Origin of the sequence: Mesorhizobium sp. LNJC405B00, from assembly GCF_000502615.1 — a bacterium.
Taxonomy (GTDB): Bacteria; Pseudomonadota; Alphaproteobacteria; order Rhizobiales; family Rhizobiaceae; genus Mesorhizobium.
This window is the reverse complement of the sequence record NZ_AYWC01000001.1, coordinates 483,572-503,126: the sequence shown is the minus strand read 5'-3', so window position 1 is coordinate 503,126 and position 19,555 is coordinate 483,572. Positions and strand designations below refer to the sequence as shown.

Here is a 19,555-nt window from a genome sequence, read left to right as displayed (position 1 = left end):
ATATCTAATATTGGCTACTTTCTGTCGCTCAAAAGTCGCAGACTTCATTTTACTGATCACCGTTAGCTTCTTGGTAGCTCTCATGACTATAAACTTCTTGCGGGCGAATAGCTTTCATGCTGCCGTCGCGCACTCAGGAATCAGGGAGCTTAGGCATGGCGGAGCGGATTGCGCGTGATGGGTTTTGGGTTTTGCATCTCGCGCGCTTGCCGCAAGTCGTGTCGCTTCGCTCCAGCACTTCCGCCTTGACGATCCTAACTGTTGCCCTTGCGCTGAGCGCCGCGCCGGCTCGGGCCGATGGCGGCAATGGTAGCAGCGCAGGCGCTGGACAAGGTGGCGTTGACGGCGCGCTCGCGAGTGCCACGGGTCAGAATGCCGCCAATGGCGCGACCGCTGGTGGCGGTGGTGGCGGCATTGACCTCACGACGGGTGACGGGGCGCCAGGAGGATCGGGAGCGGTAAGTGGGACAGCCAACAACCCAAATGGCGTTGCCGGTGCCACTGGTGCTACGGGTCTGGTCATCTCGACAGACGGGACCATTGCAACCAGCACCAGCGGCGGGGCCGGCGGTTTGGGCTCCCCTGGCACGAATGGCGTCGTCAGGAGCGGCGGCGGTGGCGGTGGCGGTGTGGGCGTCAGTGCCACGGCCGACGTTACAGTCACTGGCACAGGATCGGTGAGTGGTGGCACTGGCGGCCGAGGTGGGACCAATGGCAACAGCGGCAGCGGTGGTGGCGGCGTCGGCATATTCTCGTCCGCAAACGTGTTTGTAGAGGCGGGCGGCAGCGTTACCGGCGGCACGAGTCTCTCCACAATTGGGGTCCAAGCAGGTGGTGGCGGCGGCGCAGCTGCCATCGTCCTGATGGGCGGCGGGACAATCCAGAACAGCGGGAATCTGCTCGGGGGTGCCGGTGGAAGAACAGTTCTCGGCGGCGGTGGGGACGGTGGCGCCGCTGTTCTGCTGCTTTCAGGTGGAACCGTCATCAACAAGCTAGGTGCGACGATCGTTGGCGGCAGTGGCGGTCAGGGCTCCTTGGCAGGCGGCGATGGCGCCGCAGGGATCAAGGGCGCCAACATCGCGGTCATCAATGCGGGTACGATCAGCGGCGGTGCCGTCGGCACCGGTGGCGGAACGCCGGCAGCCGGCAAAGCCATCCAGTTCACCGGCGGCGTCAATTCGCTGGAGATTCAGGCCGGCTCCACCATCACAGGCAATGTGGTCGCTTTCAGCGCCGCGGATACATTCAAGCTGGGTGGCGATATCAGCGCCAGTTTCGGTGTGTCGCAGATCGGCGCTGGCGCCAAATATGACGGGTTTGGGTTCTACGAGAAAACCGGAAACAGCACCTGGACCCTAACGGGGACGACAACTGCCGTCACGCCTTGGACCTTGTCCGGCGGGATCCTGCAGATTTCGAACAATGACAATCTGGGCGCCCTCTCGGGCGGCTTGACCTTCGACGGCGGCACGTTGCGCACGACCACCAGCTTCGCCACCAATCGCAATGTCCTGATCAATTCGACCGGCGGATTCGACACGGTGGCAGGCACGCAGTTGGACGTGTCAGGCCAGGTGACCGGCACCGGCACACTGGTCAAGAGCGGCGCCGGCACCCTCAACGTCACCAATTTGTCCAACAGCTATACGGGTGGCAACATCGTCAATGCAGGAACGCTTGCCGGCAACACCGTGGCGATCCGTGGCGACATCCTGGACAACGGCGCTGTCTCGTTTCTCGACCTCGGCCCCCACACCTTCGGCGGAAATATCTCCGGCTCGGGCAGCGTCGACATCGAAGGCTTCGGCACGCTGACGCTGACCGGTGCCAACACCCACAGCGGCGGCACGAAGGTCGGGACCGGCAAAAGCATCTCGGTCGCGTCGGACCAGAATCTGGGTGCCGCAACGGGCCTGCTGACACTCGACGGCGGCGAACTCGGCACGACAGCAAGCTTCGCCATGAGCCGCGATGTCAACCTCACTTCCGCCTATGGCTACTTCCGCGCGGCGGCGGGTACGACGCTGACCGCCAATGGCGAGCTGAGCGGCGTGGGCGGCGTCTACAAGGAGGGCGCCGGCACCCTGGTGCTCAAGGGCGACAGTACCTATTCCGGCCGCACCACCGTCGACAGCGGCAAGCTTATCGTCGAGGGCTCGCTCGGCAGCACCGAAACGACGGTCAACAGCGGCGGCACGCTGGGCGGCTCCGGCTCGATCGGCGGCGCGGTGATCGTCGCCGATGGCGGTGTGCTGGCGCCGGGGTCCAGCCCTGGCACGCTTACGGTCGGATCGCTCAGCCTGAGCTCCGGTTCTATGCTCGACTACGAGCTCGGCCAGGCGGGCATTGTCGGCGGCGGTGTCAACGACCTGATCGAGGTGACCGGCGCGCTGACGCTGGACGGCAGCCTCAACATCACCGATGTCGGCGGCTTCGGGCCTGGCGTCTACCGGCTAATCAATTATGGCGGCGCACTCACCGACAATGGTCTCGAGCTCGGCAATCTGCCGGCCGGTGTCACGGCCGCCGACCTGACGGTGCAGACCTCCGTCGCCAACCAGGTCAATCTCGTCAGCAGCGTCGGCACCGACTTGCTCTTCTGGGATGGTGACGCGGCCGGCAATGCCAACAATGATCTGGTCGACGGCGGCAACGGCACGTGGACGGCGACAAGCCTGAACTGGACGACGAGCACCGGCCTGGTAACTGGCGCGATGAAGCCGCAGCCCGGCTTCGCCATCTTCCAGACGCTCGGCGGCACCGTCATCGCCGACGGCAGCGCCGGCGCGCTTGCGATTACGGGCATGCAATTCGCCGCCGATGGCTACCGCATCGAAGGCGACGCCATCACGCTTGATGGCGCTGGCGGCGAGAGCATCATTCGGGTCGGCGACGGCACGGTGGCCGGAGCAGGTTACACCGCCACCATCGCCTCCGTGCTAACCGGGACCAGCAGCCTGACCAAGACCGATGCGGGCACGCTGGTGCTGTCCGGCGCCAACACCTACACGGGCGGCACCACCGTCCTGGGCGGCGTGCTATCTGTTTCAGCCGACAACAATCTCGGCGTTGCCGCTGGCGGCCTGACGCTCTCCGGCGGGACGCTGCGCAACACAGCGGCGTTCAGCTCGGCGCGCGACGTCACGCTTTCGTCGGCCGGCGGCACCTTCGACACTGTGGCCGACCTGACCTTGTCCGGTGCGATCTCTGGCGCTGGCAGCCTTGCCAAGACCGGCGCCGGCACGCTGACGCTTACGGGAACGAACAGCTATGGCGGCAACACGTTGGTCAGCGCTGGCACGCTGGTCGGCGATGCAACCTCGATTCGTGGCGACATCGGCAATTCCGGCACTGTCGTGTTCGACCAGGCGGCGGACGCCAGCTTCGCCGGCGATATCTCCGGCACCGGCGCAATGATGAAGGATGGCTCCGGCGTGCTGACGCTGTCAGGCACGTCGCTGCTGGACTGGACCGTCAATCAAGGCGGCCTCGTCTCGGCAGCCGAGCGCTTCGGTGGCGATGTCGCGATCGGCGCCGGCGCCTCCTTCACATTCGACCAAGTCGCCTCCGCCAGCTATGCCGGCGTGCTCTCGGGCGCCGGTACGTTCATCAAGGACGGCCAAGGCACGCTGCTGCTTGCGTTGGACAACTCAGGCTTTATCGGCGCCACTACGGTCAGCGGCGGCACGCTTGCCGCGGGCGCTGCGAACGCGTTCAGTTCCTCCTCGCAGTTTTCCGTCGCCTCGGGCGCCACGCTCGATCTTGCCGGCACGTCCCAGACGATTGCGGGGCTGAGCAACGCCGGAACGGTGCGCATCGCGGGTGGCGTCCCAGGCGACACACTTACCGTAAGCGGCGACTATGTCGGCAATAGCGGCGCCGTCGTTCTCAACGCTGCGCTCGGTGGTGACGGTTCGCCGACAGACATGCTGGTGATCGCCGGCAACACGTCAGGGACGGGTACCCTTCAGGTCGTCAATTTCGGCGGGTCGGGCGCCCAAACGGTCGGAGGCGTCAAGATCGTCGACGTCGGCGGCGTCTCGAACGGCAGCTTCTCGCTCGACGGCAATTATACCTTCGAAGGCGATGCAGCGGTCGTCGCGGGCGCCTATGCCTACAGGCTTTACCAAGGCGGCGTCAGCACACCGGCCGATGGCGATTGGTATCTGCGGTCGGCCCTGGTCAACGGCGATCCCGATCCGCAGCCGCTCTATTCGCCCGGCGTGCCGCTGTACGAGGCCTATGAAGGGGTGCTGCAGGCCTTCAATGAACTGGGCACCATGCAGCAACGCATCGGCAATCGGTCGTGGGGCGAGGGTGCTACGCCGCAAGGTGCGGACCTGCCAGGCCAGGGCGCGGTCGACGGCAAGGCGATATGGGCGCGCATCGAAGCTGCCCATGCCGAGATCAAGCCGGAGACGTCGACCTCCGGCACGAACTATGACGTGACCACCTGGAAGCTGCAGGCCGGCGTCGATGGCCTGCTGCACGAAAGCGAAGCCGGTACCCTGATCGGAGGGATTACGGCCCACTACGGAACCGCGTCGTCGGACGTGTCCTCGATCTTCGGGGCAGGGTCGATCGCTGCCACCGGCTACGGCGTCGGCAGCACGCTCACCTGGTTCGGCAGCGGTGGCTTCTACGTCGACGCGCAGGCTGAGGCGACATGGTATGACAGTGACATCCGGTCGGCCACGCTAGGCACCACGCTTGCGGACGGCAACAACGGTTTCGGCTACGGGCTGAGCATCGAGACCGGACAGAAGATCGCCCTCAACGGCAACTGGTCGCTGACTCCGCAGGCCCAGCTTGCCTATTCGTCGGTCGACTTCGACACGTTCACCGACCCGTTTGGCGCCGTCGTGTCGCCCGGCAGCAGCAACAGCCTCGTTGGCCGCCTCGGCCTCTCCGCGGACTATGAAGACCAGTGGGTGGACGATGCCGGGCAAGTAAGCCGCACCCACATTTACGGGCTCGGCAACCTTTACTACGACTTCCTCGACGGAAATGATGTCGATGTCTCTGGCACGAAGCTGGTCAGCGAAAATCAGGCGCTATGGGGCGGTGTCGGCCTTGGTGGCTCGTTGAGCTGGGCGGACGGCCGCTACGCAGTCTTCGGAGAAGGGACAGCGCGGACAAGCCTCAAGGATTTTGGCGACAGCCACGCCCTGGGCGCCAAGCTCGGGTTCGCTGTGAAATGGTAGCCGCGATCGAGATGGACATGTCAACCTTGGCTTGAGCGTCGTGTCCGGCAAGGCTGTGGAATCCGGACTTGCGGGCCACCCGGCTCGTCGGCCCTCGGACGTTTCCTTACCGGCTGCCGGCATCAAGTACCAGGCTCGAATCCGAAGCACCCTGGCGCTCGATCACAGGGATGCTAGCGCGCTGGACATGCGCTCCAACCCTTGGCGCAACAGAGGACGCGGGCAGCCGACATTCAGGCGGATGAAGCCTTCGCCGCCAGGCCCGTAGACGCGGCCATCGTAGAGATTAACCTTGGCCCAATCGACAAAGAACTTCTGAATTCCACCCACTCGGCCATCGAGCGCGCACGCGTCCAACCACACCAGAAACGATGCGTCGGGCCGCATGGGCGTGATGCCTGGAAGGTGTTTACCGGCGAACTCGCAAACCAGATCGATGTTGCCGGCGATGTAGCGCGTGAGTTGGTCGAGCCATGGCGCGCCGCTGCTGTAAGCAACCTCCAGGGCCAGGCGGCCGAAAAAGTTCGCATTCACCATGAATGACGCCTGCATTGCGGCAAGAAGCGCCTCGCGGCGCTTTTTGCTGGCTACCGAAATCGTTGCCGAAGGAACCCCGGCAAGATTGAAAGTCTTCGTTGGAGCGGTGCAGATGAACGATTTCTCCGCAGCATCTTCCGAGATGGAGGAGAAGACGATGTGGGGACGATCCGACAACCTTATGTCGCAGTGAATGTCGTCGGATATGACCAGGATCCCATGGCGCTCGCAGATGTCGTTGAGCGCCGCCAATTCTTCGAGGGTCCAGGCCATTCCGGCAGGGTTGTGAGGATTGCACAGCAGGAATGCCTTGGCGCCGCCGGCCGCCAGTTTCTCGAAATCCTCGAAATCGAGCTCATATCTGTTGTTCTGCAGCCTCAGCCGGTTCGTAAGCAGAACCCGCCCGTTTCCCTGAACAACTTCGAAATAGGGCGAGTACACGGGCGACTGCACAATGACGCCGTCACCGGGCTTGGTGAAGGTTCGCAGTATCGCAGCCACAGACGGCATGATCGCCGGCGCGGGAAGCAAGGTCTCCAGTTTCGGCGACCAGTTGTGCCGGTGCGCGAACCACGATTGCACGATCTCATAGTGGCGCGGATCGCGGCGTGTGTAGCCGTAAATGCCATGCTCCGCAGCCTCGCGCAGTCGCGCGATGACGGTTTCCGGAGCGCGGAAGTCCATATCCGCCGTCCACAGCGACAGCAAGTCCTGGCCCTCGACCTGAGGCGAGAACTCGTCCCACTGGTTGGCCCATTTGACGGATCCGAACTGCTGACGGTCGTGGATCTGGTCGAAATCTATTCCCGCGATATGTCGCTGCCCAAGCGCCGATGCGGGCGTGTCTGCACAAGCCATTTGATAGTCACCTTGCCGCGGGCATTGCTTGTGGCATCATCATCGCCTCCTAGGATTTGTGGCCACGCGCCAATTGGCGCTCCATAGATTGCGAGTAACGCGACATGCCGAAGCAAAAGCTCCAGTAGACCAACCCCGCAAAGAGGTAGCCGGTTGATGAGATCGTCGGGCCTGCCCAGTTCGGATCGAAGCGCGCCGTTTCGACGGCCTTCAGGAAATCCGCGATGCCGACGATGGCGACCAGAGTCGTGTCTTTGAACAGACCGATGAAGGTCGAGATGATGCTCGGTATGACGATCGTCAACGCCTGAGGGAGGACGATCAGGCGCATCATGTCGAAGTAGCCGATGCCGAGAGCCTTGGCCGCTTCGTGTTGGCCCTTCGGGATCGCCTGAAGGCCGGCTCTCACGACCTCGGCCATATAGGCGGACGAGAACAACGCTATCGCGATGAGCGGGCGCAACAGACGATCAGGTGTCAGATAATCCGGGACGAAGAGCGGCATCATGAAGTTCGCCATGAACAACACTGTGATAAACGGCACGCCGCGGACGACTTCGATGAACGTGACGCAAACCGTCTTGACGAAAGGGAGTTCCGACCTGCGTCCAAGCGCCAGGATAACCCCGATCGGTAGCGAGAAGACGATACCCACGATCGACATCAGCAACGTGATCAAGAGACCGCCCCAGACCGTCGTATCGATGACAGGCAAATGAAGCCAGGCAACGCCGCGCACGAGAACGAACGCGGCCACGGGGTAGACGAGGAAGAACAGCAACGCCGCCACTTTGCGCCGCGGAGCCTTCGTCCACAGGAGCCAAACGATGAGGATGGCGCCGATCGCCTGCGCAAGGTCCACCCGCCACCGCTCGGAAACCGGATACGCGCCGTATCGCAGGTAGTCGAACTTCTCGGCGATGAAAGGCCAGCAAGCCCCCTGGCTGTTCGTACGGCAAGCTTCGTGGCCGCCGCTCCAGACCGCGTTGAAGATCGCAAAGCTCAGGAAGTGATGCAGCAGCCACGCGGCGAGGAGGACAAAGCATATTGTCAGCGCGCCTGAAGACGGCGTCGAAAACAGGTTCTTTTTCATCCAGCTCACTGGACCCGGTCGAACGTCCGCGGGAGGCGCCATGGCTGGTATGAGCGCGCTGATCACAATTGGCGAACGCATGGACTGATCGCTCACCCGTCACCTCTCAACGATTGCAAAATGTTGGTTGCACGCGTTCATGGCCAACGACGTGGCAAGGGAGATAACGAGATAGACCGACAGGGTAATCGCCATGACCTGGACGGCGGCTCCGGTCTGGTTGAGCACCGTGCCGGCAAAGATCTGAACGAGGTCGGGATAGCCGATGAACACGGCAAGCGACGAGTTCTTGATGAGGTTGAGATACTGGCTTGTCAAAGGGGGAATGATGATGCGCAGCGCCTGGGGAACGACGACCAGACGAAGCGTCTTGCCCGGCGCCAGCCCCAACGCATGCGCAGCCTCGGTCTGGCCCTTTGGCACTGCCTGAATTCCACCTCGCACGATCTCGGCGATGTATGAACCGGTGTAGACCGACAGACCGATTAGGAGAGCGGCAAACTCCGGATAGAGCTGATGCCCGCCTTGAAAATTGAAACCCCGTAGCTGCGGGGCGACGAACGAGACCGGCTCGCCAGCCGCCAGGAACACGACCAGCGGAAATCCTATCAAGGTCGCCAGACTGACCAGAAGCACCGGCAGCTGCTTGCCCGTCCGTCTCTGGATGCTCCTGGCCCGAAACCAGAACGCAACGCAGCAGGAAATGGCCGCAACGAATGCCAGGCCCACCAGACCCGCTCCCGGATGCAAATGAATCTCCGGAACGATGAGGCCGCGATTGTTGAGGTAGATGCCGCCGGGAATGGCGATGGACGCCTTCGGCGAGGGCAACGGCTTGAGGACGGCGTTGTACCAGAACAGCAGCTGCAGCAATAACGGAACATTGCGCACAAGCTCGACATAGGCGGTCGCCACCTTCGAAACGATCCAGTTCGGCGACAGGCGGGCAACGCCGATGACGAAGCCAAGCAACGTCGCAAACAGGATTGCGAGGACACTGACGTAGAGGGTGTTGACCACTCCCACCCAGAACGCCTGACCGTAGCTGGACAATGCATCGTACGGTATCAGGGTTTGATTGATGTCGAAGCCGGCAGACTCGTTCCAAAAGTCGAATGAGAGCGGAATCCCCCGGACCCGCATATTCGATGCAGTCTGCATGCCGATGCCCAGGGCCAAGGCCAGCAGGCAGCCGGCGAGCAAGAGCTGGTAGAAGATGCCCCGCACCTTCGTATCGTGCAGCGACAACCTCCTGCGCGACGGCGCGGGAAGCGACAAATGGGACATGGGCTGTTCCTATCGGGTCCGTGCAAGGCACTGACGGTAACACGCCAGCGCCTTGCAACCATGCCTTTGCCTAAGCGCGTCGGGTTTGAACGGACTCAGGCGACGCGCTTTAGGGTCTTCGGTATGCATGTCGTTGTCTCAAAACCGGGGCCATTTTTGAGCGACATGCATTAGCGGATCGGCGGAGCGTACTGAACGCCGCCTTTGTTCCAGAGCGCGTTCATGCCGCGCTCCATTTTCAGCGGCGAATCCTTGCCGACATTGCGTTCGAACACTTCGCCGTAATTGCCGACCTGCTTGATCACCTCGACCGGCCAGTTATCGCCGAGCCCGATGTCCTTGCCTATGCTGCCTTCCACGCCAAGCAGGCGGCGGATGCTGGGATTGTCAGACGATTTCATGGCATCGACGTTCTTGGAGGTGACGCCGTATTCCTCCGCAGCCACCATGACGTAGAGCGTCCACTTCGCCACATTGAACCACTGGTCGTCACCCTGCCGCACCGCCGGGCCAAGCGGCTCCTTGGAGATCAGCTCGGGAAGAACAATGCTGTCGTCCGGCTTGGCCATGCGAAGCCGCGACGCGTTCAAGGTGGAGGTGTCTGCGGACAAGACGTCGCAACGCCCCTCCTCATAAGCCTTCACGACAGCTTCCTCGTCTGCGAAACCAACCGTCGTGTACTTGATCGACTGCGAGCGAAAATAGTCGGCAAGGTTCAACTCGGTCGTGGTGCCTTGGGTGACGCATATCGATGCGCCGTCAAGTCCCTTGGCTGACGTGATATTGTCCGCCTTGCGCACCATGAACCCCTGGCCGTCATAGAAATACGTGCCGGCAAACAGTATGCCTAGCGACGTATCGCGGGACGATGTCCAGGTTGCGTTGTGGGCGAGAAGGTCGATCTCTCCCGACTGCAAGGCGGTGAAGCGATCCTTTGGCGTCAATGGGATGAACTTGACCTTTTGCGCGTCCCCGAGCACGGCAGCGGCCACGGCGCGACAATAATCGACGACAAATCCGGTCCATTTGCCTTCATTGTCGGGAAGGCTGAAGCCAGCCGTGGCCGAATTCGTGCCACAGGTCAGCACGCCATTTTTCTTGACATTGTCGAGGGTTGCGGACCACGCCGAGGAGGCGGTGCACGCGATGGCGAGGGCAAGAAGGCCCTTGAACGTTGATCTCATTTCGGCATTCCCCTGTTATTGTTGAAAGGGAATGTGCTCTCCAGCCCAAGTATTCGTCAAATCGATTGTTCTCATGGTGAAAATGAGCGCTGCTCATAGTTTCGAAGCACTCCCAGCTGAAAAGCGGTTGAGTGGTGAAGCAGCGCGCGCGACCTATTTTACGGCCGACCCCGGTGCTCCGACGGTGCCTTGGTGTCTCTTGCTCCGCGATTCGTTGTAGATTCCCACGATGATTTCCCGGAGCCACCTGGTTCCCGGGTCATTCGCCATCTGGCGGTGAACAATAAGCCAGGCATTCACATTCGCTATCGGAAGGGGTGGCGGGACCAACGTCACCTCACTCCTCTCATCCAGCATTTGCAGGATGGCATCACCGCAATGGGTAATCAGTTCAGTGCCGCGAAGCGCCCAGGGCAGCACCGGATAGTTCGAGATGGTCGCAACGACATTGCGGCGAAGACCCATCTGTTTGAGGGCGGCATCCGCGAGGCCTTCCGCCAGGCCATCTGCGGAAATCTGGAGGTGGGAACTGGCCAGATAGGTTTCCAGCGTCATTGCGCTTCTGGCGATCTTGCTTCCGCTCCACACTGCGCAAAACAATCGGTCCTGGCCAAGCTCCACCTTCAAGAGACCTGGGTCGTCGCGTATCGCTGCTCCCGTCAGCGCGCAGTCAACTTGTCTCAGATAGACCGATGAACCGATTTCGGGTCCGTTTGCGGGAATGACGTTCAGCGTCGCGCCAGGAGCTTGCCTGGAAAATTCTCGAATGAGGCCCGGGATGAAAACCATGGCATGATAATCTGTAAGTCCAACGCGAAAGTTGCGCCGCGTCGTTGCTGGATTGAAGATCTGATGCCGGTCGATCGATGCGCGGATCGTTGCGAGTGCGGCGGAAATATTCGACAGCAGCTCAACTGCCCGGGGAGTTGGCCGCATCTCGCCGCCATCTCTGGTGAACAATTCATCCTGCAATAGATACCGAAGCTTCGACAGGGAGTGGCTTACAGCTGATTGTGTTCTGCCCAATTCGGTAGCCGCCCGCGTCACGCTCCTTTCCCGCATCATCACGTCAAAGACCCGCAATAGATTGAGGTCGATATCGTTATAATTCATGGAATTACCTCATCTGCGACCTGAGACCGCACCAGGCGGCACTAACGCGTTGGTTGCGACGGTGACAGATGGGGCACGAAGAGTGAAGACAGAGGTCCGGCTACGCCTTTGAAACTCTGGCGGTTGAACAGGTGACGGCGACCGCCGGATCGCTCCGCGGCATTTCTGAGCCTGGCTTGGCGAGCAAGCCGGCAATCCGCCATGAACCCAGGGCGAGCATGTGAAGTAAAGTCAGCCGCACCCGCTGGGTGGGAAATCGCAGGCGGTTTCATTGGCTTGATAATGGCGGAGAGAGCGGGATTAGACGCCAAACAGCCGTATGCCCTTGAAATAGTTGATTATGCTTGGTAATCGCCCCTTGGAATTGGTCTAAGTGGATGGTCTAAGCATGGCAGGTTTCAAGGGCAGAGCGCGGCGGCACCTCTCGCTGAGGGGGCGAACGTGGTGGTTCAAGATGGCGATACCGGAGGCGGCTCGCCATGAGTTCAAGCGCCGCACGGCCATCGTGGAAAGCCTCGAAACCGGGGACATCCGGGTTGCAATGGAAAGGCGAGACGCGAGAGAGCGGACAGCCCTCGACCTATTCAAGGCCATCAAGGCCGGGGAAGCGGTGACACCGGAGCAGATCGACGCGACCTCGCGGGGTGCCATCGTTCGGGAAGCGATCAAAACCCTTCAAGATGCAGGAGATACCGACGCGCTGCACGACGCTGTGAGCGCCGCCGAGGACGAGCGTGACCATTACAGGGGCAAGGAACGGAAGCTGTTCGATGCTGCCGTGTCTGGGAAGGTGCCCGTCGATCAGCACCTTGAGGCATACCTGAAGGAGGCCAAGCTCGCCGATAAGACCACCGCTGAGTGGCGAGGACTGGTCAAGCGGTTTGCCCGATGGTGCGCCGAGAAGGCCCTCAGGCTGGCCGACATCGACCGCAAGAACGCGGGCCGGTACGTCTCGGAGGAGATCGCCGAGATGCACCCGAAGACCGCCAAGAAGCACCTTTCGGCGGTGCGGGGTTATTGGGACTATCTGGCGCGGCGCGGCCTCGTCGACACCGAGCAGAGCGGCAATCCATGGGACCGCCAGCTACAGCCCCAGCGGCGCAAGAAGGGCTCTGCCGAGGCCACGCAGGGGGAACGACCATTCACCCCGAAGGAATTGAACGCGGTGCTGTATGGTGAGCAGCTCGACAGTGGCGACAGGGAGGCGGGACAATTCGACCACCAGCTTCAGGACGCGGCGTTGATCGGGGCGCTGTCTGGAATGCGCCTGGAGGAGATCGTGACGCTTCGGGTCGGGCAATGCGCCGGGGGATGGTTCGACATACGGGACGCGAAGACACAGGCCGGGGTGCGGCGGGTGCCGATACACTCGGGGCTGACCAAGCTGGTCGGGAGCCGGACGAAGGACAAGAAGCCCGGGGATTGGCTGTTCCATGAATTGGCCAACGAACGGGACGCGGCGGCGGTGACGACCAAACGGTTCACGCGCTACCGGGTGGCTTGTGGTGTCGACGACAAGCGGGACGGCAGGCGCAGGAGCTTGGTCAACTTCCATTCGTTCCGGCGCTGGTTCGTCTCTCAGGCAGAACAGGCGGGCATACCTGAGACAACCGTGGCGGCTGTTGTCGGGCACGTCGAGGGACGCAAGTCGATCACCTTCGGGGTTTACTCGGGAGGACCGAGCGATGAACAGAAGGTGGCGTGCGTGAAGGCCGTGAAGTTGCCGCCGCCCGGGAGCGCTATTTCGACAGCGCGGCAAGGAATAGAAGCTCTTGCACCACAACTCGAATTTCAGGCAGCAACTGTTGCACGTCCGAAACCTGAGCAATGAACCTACGACTGTGGGCGGACTTGTCACCGACGTCCTTGAGACGCGGCAGTGCTGCTTTGCAGTTTCGTCCGAGGTTCCACGTCTGCTCCTTCAACGCCTTCTCGATCATGTCACGAAGAAACAGGAAATCCCCGGATGGTCCCTTGATCCGATCAGCGATTTTGTGTGCCTCGAACGCCTCGATGATCAGGGTCTCAAGTAGTCGCCTAATCATTACCGCGCTCGCGTCGTACCAGCCATGCTCGTAAGTGCCGTTGATTTGGTTCGCCACCTTCTCGATGTAGCCCCGAGTGCCCCTAACAAGTGACATCGGCACGACAAGCTGGCGTTCTGACGGGAGGCCGGTCTCGGGCGGTCCCAAAACAGCGTCAATCTCGCTTGTAATGCCCTTCGCAAGCCGGATCGAATTGGTGACGTCGGCAGCCATTAAGAGGCAGTTCCGTATAGGTGCTTTGCCATACTCGAAAAGACCTTGTCGATCTGTTCGAGGGAGGCATCGGATGAGATGTGGACCTGAATGTCGATGTGAAGGGAGGGCGAAGCCGGGTTGGGCCGCTGAAGTTGCGCCGGGGCGGCGGAAGCAGGCTGGCGCTTTGCCGGTGTATCATGGCCGGGGTGGTCTTGAGGCTCAGCCGCGTCGTCAAAATCGGCCTCCTCAACGAGCGTTTTGAACGTGCTTACGGTCTTGGAGATTGCCTGCTTTCCCACCGACGAACTTGAGGCGAAGACATTTTCCAGTTCCGCATTGCTTCTTTTGTTGGCATCCGGGTAGACGGCAAATAGTTCGGAATAGCCAGACTTAATTCCTCCCCCTAAGACCGAACGATGCTTAGATGTTCGGTACTCGGACCACTTGGGTGTGGGGACGGCATGGCCGTCGATCAGGCCGGCAACGCGCAAGACGGGGATCAGCGTTCCATCGTTGCTGGAATTGAACCCAATCCCCTTGAGCCACTTCTGAGTAACCTTTGAGGGGACACCCGCTCCTCTGATTTTTGTCAGAAGGGTTTTGATTTTTCCCGGTACTGTCGTGTAAACAATGTCAACCATTCATCCCTCCGTCCCATCTTGTTTGCACAGTTCTCTTTAACTCAGAAGACTGCAAGCAGGGATGATCACAATCCCCCGGGAATATTTGGTAGAAAAATGTGCGCGGGAGATCGGATAACTGGCACGCGCCAGGACCCCCCGTCCCCCCTTCGGTTCGATTACACCGCCGGGAGGCTGCCCGCTGGTGGAGTGAACAAAGGTATTCTTTTTCTCACAGCGCCGTTGACATGTGAACTTAGCGTGAGGTAATGGTCGTGAACATTGGCTCTTAGGAGATAGTTCACATCATGGCAATCGTTGGTTACGCCCGGGTCAGCACGACCGACCAGAACACAGCAGTCCAGATCGACCAGTTAAAGGCGGCAGGGGTGACCGATGACCACCTGTTTCAAGACCGGCTGTCAGGGCTAGACAATGACAGGCCGAAGCTGGCCGAGGCGCTGAGGTTCGTTCGGAAGGGTGACACGCTGGTGGTCAGCAAGGTCGACCGACTGGCGAGATCAGCGGCGCACCTCCACCAGATTGTGGAAGACCTCGACAAGCGGGGGGTCGGGTTCCGGGTGCTGAACGACCCGTCGCTCGATACGACCAATCCGCATGGCAAGCTGATGTTTGGCATCCTCGCCAGCATCGCAGAGTTTGAGACCGCCCTCAGGAAGGAGCGGCAGATGGAAGGCATCGCCAAGGCGAAGGCCCGAGGGGACCACCTTGGCAGGCCCAAGACGGTGACCCAAGAGATTGAACAGAGAGTACGTGGCATGAGGGCGGAGGGAGCATCCCTGAGGGCCATTGCCGCCGCCGTGGGATACTCCACAGCGACCGTGCAGAGCGTGCTCAAGGAAACAGCCTCAGCGGCAATAGCACAGGAGAGAATGCAGTGACGAAGGGAAGGAAGTTCCTTGGCGGTAAGTCAGGGCGCTATGAATACGCCGGACCGAAGCGGTTCCAGGCGGGATGGGAGCATGACGGCTGGGACTTCAAGGATGTCGTGAAAGCCAAGTTCCCAAAGACCGGAGAGGAAAGCCGCGCGGTGAAACGCGAGCGGATACGCAAGGCGCTCCGTTATTGGGCACGTGGGCAACTTCGGGCATGGCGCGCCGACTGGGAAGTCTACAAGCCGATGATGGTCGAGATTGACGAGATGGTGAAGGCCAAGCGGTCGGCGGGTGCCATCCAGATCATGGTGATGGAGCGAGTAATGGCGCGGAGCTTCTCGGCGGGAACCTCCGAGTATCAGACATGGGATGGAAGACAGCCGGGGATGGGCGATAGCATCGATGAAATAGAGGACCATTTCCTCCCAGAAAGCAGGCCAGATGAAGGGAAATACGTTCAGAAGAGCAAGGAAGAATTGGACGACGAACTGCAGGAAATCTTCAGGGATGCTCAGATGGGCCGATAGAGGTTACTTGGGCGGATAAGCCCCACCTGTTCGGAAAGAAACACCCTCTCCTCACGGCTTCTCACCTACCGATCTGTCAAGCGTTCTCCCGCTGCCTGCTCTGTTCCCTTCCGGGGTCGTGGCGCGCGGTGGCTGTGGCCGGTCGGTAGATGTGAGGCCGTGTGTGCCCCTATCTGTCCTCCCCTTTTGGACTGGACGGTTCAGGGTGGCGGGTTCCCTCATACAACAACAATCTGAAAGGTGAACATGATCACAGGAGCGGCTGAGGCATTGGCCGGCCTCATAGAACTATCAGGGTCCCGCCAGGACAACCTCAGCAGGCCCGACAGATTGCCGCTTGGTGGCGTGAGGGTGCTGCCAGACCTATTCCAGCCACGCGGCGGGATGGATGAGCGGCATCTATCCGACCTTGTGAAGCTCCTCAGGAGCCGGAAGGACCTCGACCCGGTGACCGTGATGGTTGCCGGGGACGGCTATGTCCTGATCGACGGGCACCACCGGCACGAAGCGTACCAGCGGGTGGGCAATGACAGCATCCCCACGGTGTACTTCGAGGGAACCCCCGAGGAGGCCGTTCTGGAGGCAGGCAAAGCGAACGCCAAGGCCAAGCTGCCGATGTCCTCCAGTGAGCGGCAGGACTTCGCATGGCGGCTTGTCGTGCTGGACCGATACAGCAAGGCCGAGGTTGCGGAGGCGTCGGGGACCTCGACGTCACAGGTGGCCACCATGAGGAAAGCCAAGAAGGCATTGGGGGTGGTGGACGCCGGGAACTACGTGACGTGGTTCAAGGCGAGGAAAGCGGCGGAAGGGAAAGACATGAACGGGGTGGACGGATTGGACCCTGAAGAATGGAAGCAACAGGTAGCAGATCGGTTTGCCGATACGCTTGCGAAGACGTTCTCGGGGCGACTGTTACGAGACCCCGAGATTGCCGCTATGGCCCTCGCTACGTACTTCGGAAGGCGGCTTCCTGAGGTGGTCGGGGAACTGCAAGGGTTCCTGCCCAAGGAGACCGACGAGGAGTTCTAAGGGACCCTCAAGTGTACAAACACTACGGTGTACAGATTGTACAGGCTGGACCCTGAGAGGCCCGGCCACAGCATCAACACGACAGCAGAAAGGACCTGAGAAATGCAGGACGAAGCAACGCGCCGGCAGTGGCGTGAACACAAGCGCAAATGGCGTGAGGCGAACCGAGAGCGCAACCGGGAAATCGACAATGCGGCCTATTACCGGAACCGCGACACCATCAACCAGAAGCGGAAAGACATGCGGACGCTGTTCGCTGAGTGGCGGAAGGAAGTCAGGGCCAAGGCGGAAGGCAGTCAGGCCAATGGCTGAGGCCATCCGCAAGATCACGTCGGCAATCCGCGTTGTCGAGACAGACCGTGAGTGGATCATTCAGGCGGTCGAGACCAAGCGGACCCGCAGGCGCGGCACCAGCCCGACCGGCGAATGGACCAGCCGCGCGTACATCACCAGCCGTTCGATGCTGAACATGGAACTGAAGCGGCTGGTCGGCAAAGACGCGGAAAAGGCCGGTCTCGGCGGGAATGTCGAACAGGACGCGCTGGATTGGCTGAACGGGTTGCCGGTTCGGCATCCGTCGCGCGACTGCCCCACGGTACTGGACATGCTGGAGGCATCAACAGCCGGCAGCGAGCATGGCGAAACGTTCCACGACCATCTGCCGCTAATCGTGAAGCACGGGCCGCTAACGTGGCGCAACGACCGGAATGCCCGCTTTGACCCTTGACGACATCAGGCGGCGGGACTGGGTGGCGACCTATCCCACGCGGGAAGCGGCTCTGGCTCTGGTCGAATGGATCAAGGCCGACGACTGGGAGACCGTGTCGCAACTCGACCGCAGGCTGCTGGGGATCGGCATCGAATGGACCCAGAGCTTCAACACGGCTGCTGAACGATGCTTTGAAGTCTATGGCTATCCCGAGCTTGAGGCTGTGGCAGTCGCACGGCGTATTGCCGAGATGTCTGTGAGACCCACAGCGCCGCGTGGAAGGGTCGCCGGAGGCAGCGATGGTCTTACCGGAGCAACTGCCCCAACCGGCCTTAGCGCGCGTCCTGAAGGCCCGCAGACGATGACCTTTGGGTTCACGCCAAGGCGCTGACCCAGCCACCACCAAGACCGACATACCGCACCCGGAGCAATGACGCGCCGGGGCGATCCATCACGACCAGAAGGAACGAACACCATGAACGATTTCAGCAAGGCCTCCGGGCTCCAGATCAACAGCAACCAGATCGACATTCGCGGACAGGAAGCACGGGACCGACAGGGCCTTGAAGACCGCGTGGACCAGATGCGGCGCGACCATGAGCAGGCCGAGAAGGACCGGCAGGAGGCAGCGTTCCAAGAGCGGATCGCGGCCCAGACGGAGGCCGGACTTCGGGCCAATCAGCAAATGCAGGCCAAGCGAATGGGCATCAACACCGGGCAGGCGCTAAACGACGGCCAGAAGGCACAGGTAGCGGCAGCAAGTGCAGGCGCATTCAACGCGGCACCGCAAGCCCTTGTCGACCAGCTTCCGGTGACCATCGGCGGCATCCAGCTTGGACCACAGCAGGCCAAGGACATGCTTGCCCGTGGCGAAATCGGGCGGGCGGATTACGTCGCGGCTGTAAATGTGGCGCTGACGCCATACGGCTCGTCTTTCAGGTAACCACGGGGGCCGAGAGTGACGGGGCGGGTGATGCCGCTCCGTTGCCTACCGTGGCTGACGAGGCCAACGATACCGAGGAACTGACCGAGGACCAGAAAGAAGAGAAGCAACATGCCGAGTTTGTGCGCATGGCCGATCAGAGCCTTGACCGCTTCAGGGACACCCATAGTGACACCCAGCAGCAATTCATCGTGGACGCCTACGTCGCGACCGGAGAGATACCTGTGGGTGAAGCCTTCGGGATCGAGGAGGTTGAGGCGGCTGTGGTCGAGACTGCGTTCAGTCAGCACCTCGATAGGAACGTGCTGCGGCAGCATGGGCTGAACCTTCAGACCTACTTCGAGCATGTCGACGAGGCGGATTACCCGGCGCTCCGCAGGGCTGCCGCCAAGGGTGAATGGCACGTGTTCCATGGCCACGCCCAAGCCATAGCTGCCGCTCGTAAGGACGGTTCGGCCTACAGCGACTAACCCTTTCCTGCTCCCGATGCATCGCCCCAAGAGGTGCGTCGGGGGCGGGTCCGTTGAGACAGAAATCGCTCCACTGGTGGGACAGTCCCGCTAAGGGAATAGTTCCGCTAACGCATTGAATTTATTTGATTTGACGACTTCGCTAAGGGCTCCCTATTTCGGGGGCGTCCAGAGACGAGATAGGAGCAAGCCCGATGACGACCATCGACTACAGCACCCTTCAGGCCGACGTGGCGGTATGGCTCAAGAGCCACCTTGAACACGTTCGCGAGACCTTCGGGGAAGGCGAGGCATACGCAGCGGCGGTGGAATTGGAGGGCGACCCTTGGATGGCCCTTCAGTGGTACGTCGAGGATGTAAGGAAAGCCGCCTGAGCAATGAGGCCAGATTGGTCTAAGTGATTGGTCTAAGCCACCAGCAGGCTATCCTCTAAGGTACTGATTTTGCTGGAGAAATACGACTATTCTGTGGGATGGCGGAGAGAGCGGGATTCGAACCCGCGTTACGGTCTCCCGTAAACACACTTTCCAGGCGTGCGCCTTCAACCACTCGGCCACCTCTCCGTCCTTGCATTCGCGCCGGCCGGTTTTGCCACGCGGGTTGGGGAGATGCATCCCTTTGGGATTTGCGGGAAGACCCGCTTGATGGACACCGCCAACCAGCGGATGCCCTTCCCGGCGCCCGTCAATCAAACAGGCGCGGGGCTCATCTAGTCGATCCGGCGCCGAATGCCAAGCCATAACGGCAGTCTATTCGCTTTGCCGGCCATGCATCGTTTCGCGGGGCGTTGAACGGCTCCGCTTCTAAGGCGCTTCGGTTCTGAATGGTGTGCACGGGCAAGGCGG

At 61.2% G+C, this 19,555-nt stretch carries 18 protein-coding genes and 1 tRNA gene; 11 read left to right on the top strand and 8 right to left on the bottom strand.

The genetic code is table 11. The features are described 5' to 3' along the window. Positions 1-245 precede the first annotated feature (245 nt). Positions 246-5,204 carry an autotransporter outer membrane beta-barrel domain-containing protein gene (locus X756_RS1000000166520; RefSeq protein ID WP_156941319.1) on the top strand — a complete coding sequence of 1,653 codons (4,959 nt, stop codon included), beginning with the start codon at positions 246-248 and terminating at the stop codon, positions 5,202-5,204. Positions 5,205-5,366: 162 nt separating this feature from the next. On the opposite strand, the gene X756_RS162700 is transcribed toward X756_RS1000000166520, so the two are convergent. The 5 genes from X756_RS162700 to X756_RS162720 all read right to left on the bottom strand — a co-directional run bounded on the left by X756_RS162700 (position 5,367) and on the right by X756_RS162720 (position 11,276). After that, complete coding sequence (locus X756_RS162700) at positions 5,367-6,599, bottom strand: MalY/PatB family protein (RefSeq protein WP_050589207.1); 1,233 nt, start codon at positions 6,597-6,599, stop codon at positions 5,367-5,369. Positions 6,600-6,648: 49 nt separating this feature from the next. Continuing rightward, entirely contained in the window at positions 6,649-7,773 is a 1,125-nt protein-coding gene (locus X756_RS162705) for an amino acid ABC transporter permease (RefSeq protein WP_027049787.1), read from the bottom strand. An 18-nt stretch (positions 7,774-7,791) separates the two neighbouring features. Continuing rightward, positions 7,792-8,979: an amino acid ABC transporter permease gene (locus X756_RS162710; protein WP_023728461.1), complete on the bottom strand. Its 1,188-nt coding sequence runs from the start codon at positions 8,977-8,979 to the stop codon at positions 7,792-7,794. A 170-nt stretch (positions 8,980-9,149) separates the two neighbouring features. After that, positions 9,150-10,163, bottom strand: coding sequence for an amino acid ABC transporter substrate-binding protein (locus X756_RS162715; protein ID WP_023728460.1), 1,014 nt, complete (start codon positions 10,161-10,163; stop codon positions 9,150-9,152). Positions 10,164-10,316: 153 nt separating this feature from the next. After that, a complete protein-coding gene (locus X756_RS162720) occupies positions 10,317-11,276 on the bottom strand; it encodes a LysR family transcriptional regulator (protein WP_023686474.1) in 960 nt (319 codons plus the stop codon). 388 nt (positions 11,277-11,664) lie between these two features. Here X756_RS162720 and X756_RS162725 point away from each other — a divergent pair, with 388 nt between their 5' ends. Continuing rightward, a complete protein-coding gene (locus X756_RS162725) occupies positions 11,665-13,107 on the top strand; it encodes a site-specific integrase (RefSeq protein ID WP_050589206.1) in 1,443 nt (480 codons plus the stop codon). Here X756_RS162725 and X756_RS1000000166990 read toward each other — a convergent pair. Together X756_RS1000000166990 and X756_RS1000000166515 are read right to left on the bottom strand one after the other, a co-directional pair. After that, positions 13,016-13,534 (bottom strand): DUF4145 domain-containing protein, encoded by a 519-nt coding sequence (locus tag X756_RS1000000166990; protein ID WP_031237723.1) that lies wholly within the window; start codon positions 13,532-13,534, stop codon positions 13,016-13,018. The genes X756_RS162725 and X756_RS1000000166990 overlap by 92 nt on opposite strands. Continuing rightward, a complete protein-coding gene (locus X756_RS1000000166515) occupies positions 13,534-14,157 on the bottom strand; it encodes a DUF5343 domain-containing protein (protein WP_023728458.1) in 624 nt (207 codons plus the stop codon). Before X756_RS1000000166515 ends, X756_RS1000000166990 begins: the two co-directional genes overlap by 1 nt. A 287-nt stretch (positions 14,158-14,444) precedes the next feature. Here X756_RS1000000166515 and X756_RS162730 point away from each other — a divergent pair, with 287 nt between their 5' ends. From X756_RS162730 to X756_RS162770, 9 genes are all read left to right on the top strand, one after another. After that, on the top strand, positions 14,445-15,038 hold the full coding sequence (locus tag X756_RS162730) for a recombinase family protein (protein WP_023728457.1): 594 nt from the start codon (positions 14,445-14,447) through the stop codon (positions 15,036-15,038). Beyond that, positions 15,035-15,559: a hypothetical protein gene (locus X756_RS162735; RefSeq protein WP_023728456.1), complete on the top strand. Its 525-nt coding sequence runs from the start codon at positions 15,035-15,037 to the stop codon at positions 15,557-15,559. The genes X756_RS162730 and X756_RS162735 overlap by 4 nt, the downstream gene beginning before the upstream one ends. A gap of 246 nt (positions 15,560-15,805) precedes the next feature. Next, complete coding sequence (locus X756_RS162740; protein ID WP_023728455.1) at positions 15,806-16,588, top strand: ParB/RepB/Spo0J family partition protein; 783 nt, start codon at positions 15,806-15,808, stop codon at positions 16,586-16,588. Between the two features lie 102 nt (positions 16,589-16,690). After that, positions 16,691-16,900 carry a hypothetical protein gene (locus X756_RS162745; RefSeq protein WP_023728454.1) on the top strand — a complete coding sequence of 70 codons (210 nt, stop codon included), beginning with the start codon at positions 16,691-16,693 and terminating at the stop codon, positions 16,898-16,900. Continuing rightward, on the top strand, positions 16,893-17,315 hold the full coding sequence (locus tag X756_RS162750) for a hypothetical protein (protein WP_023728453.1): 423 nt from the start codon (positions 16,893-16,895) through the stop codon (positions 17,313-17,315). Before X756_RS162745 ends, X756_RS162750 begins: the two co-directional genes overlap by 8 nt. Beyond that, positions 17,296-17,688 carry a hypothetical protein gene (locus X756_RS162755; RefSeq protein ID WP_023728452.1) on the top strand — a complete coding sequence of 131 codons (393 nt, stop codon included), beginning with the start codon at positions 17,296-17,298 and terminating at the stop codon, positions 17,686-17,688. Before X756_RS162750 ends, X756_RS162755 begins: the two co-directional genes overlap by 20 nt. Positions 17,689-17,727: 39 nt before the next feature. Then, positions 17,728-18,240 carry a hypothetical protein gene (locus tag X756_RS162760; RefSeq protein ID WP_156941318.1) on the top strand — a complete coding sequence of 171 codons (513 nt, stop codon included), beginning with the start codon at positions 17,728-17,730 and terminating at the stop codon, positions 18,238-18,240. Between the two features lie 50 nt (positions 18,241-18,290). Next, the gene (locus X756_RS162765) at positions 18,291-18,710 is read left to right on the top strand and encodes a hypothetical protein (protein ID WP_023728450.1); all 420 of its coding nucleotides are present in this window, start codon (positions 18,291-18,293) and stop codon (positions 18,708-18,710) included. Between the two features lie 194 nt (positions 18,711-18,904). Then, a complete protein-coding gene (locus tag X756_RS162770) occupies positions 18,905-19,084 on the top strand; it encodes a hypothetical protein (RefSeq protein ID WP_023728449.1) in 180 nt (59 codons plus the stop codon). 99 nt (positions 19,085-19,183) lie between these two features. On the opposite strand, the gene X756_RS162775 is transcribed toward X756_RS162770, so the two are convergent. Beyond that, a tRNA-Ser gene (locus X756_RS162775) sits at positions 19,184-19,273 on the bottom strand. Positions 19,274-19,555 lie beyond the last annotated feature (282 nt).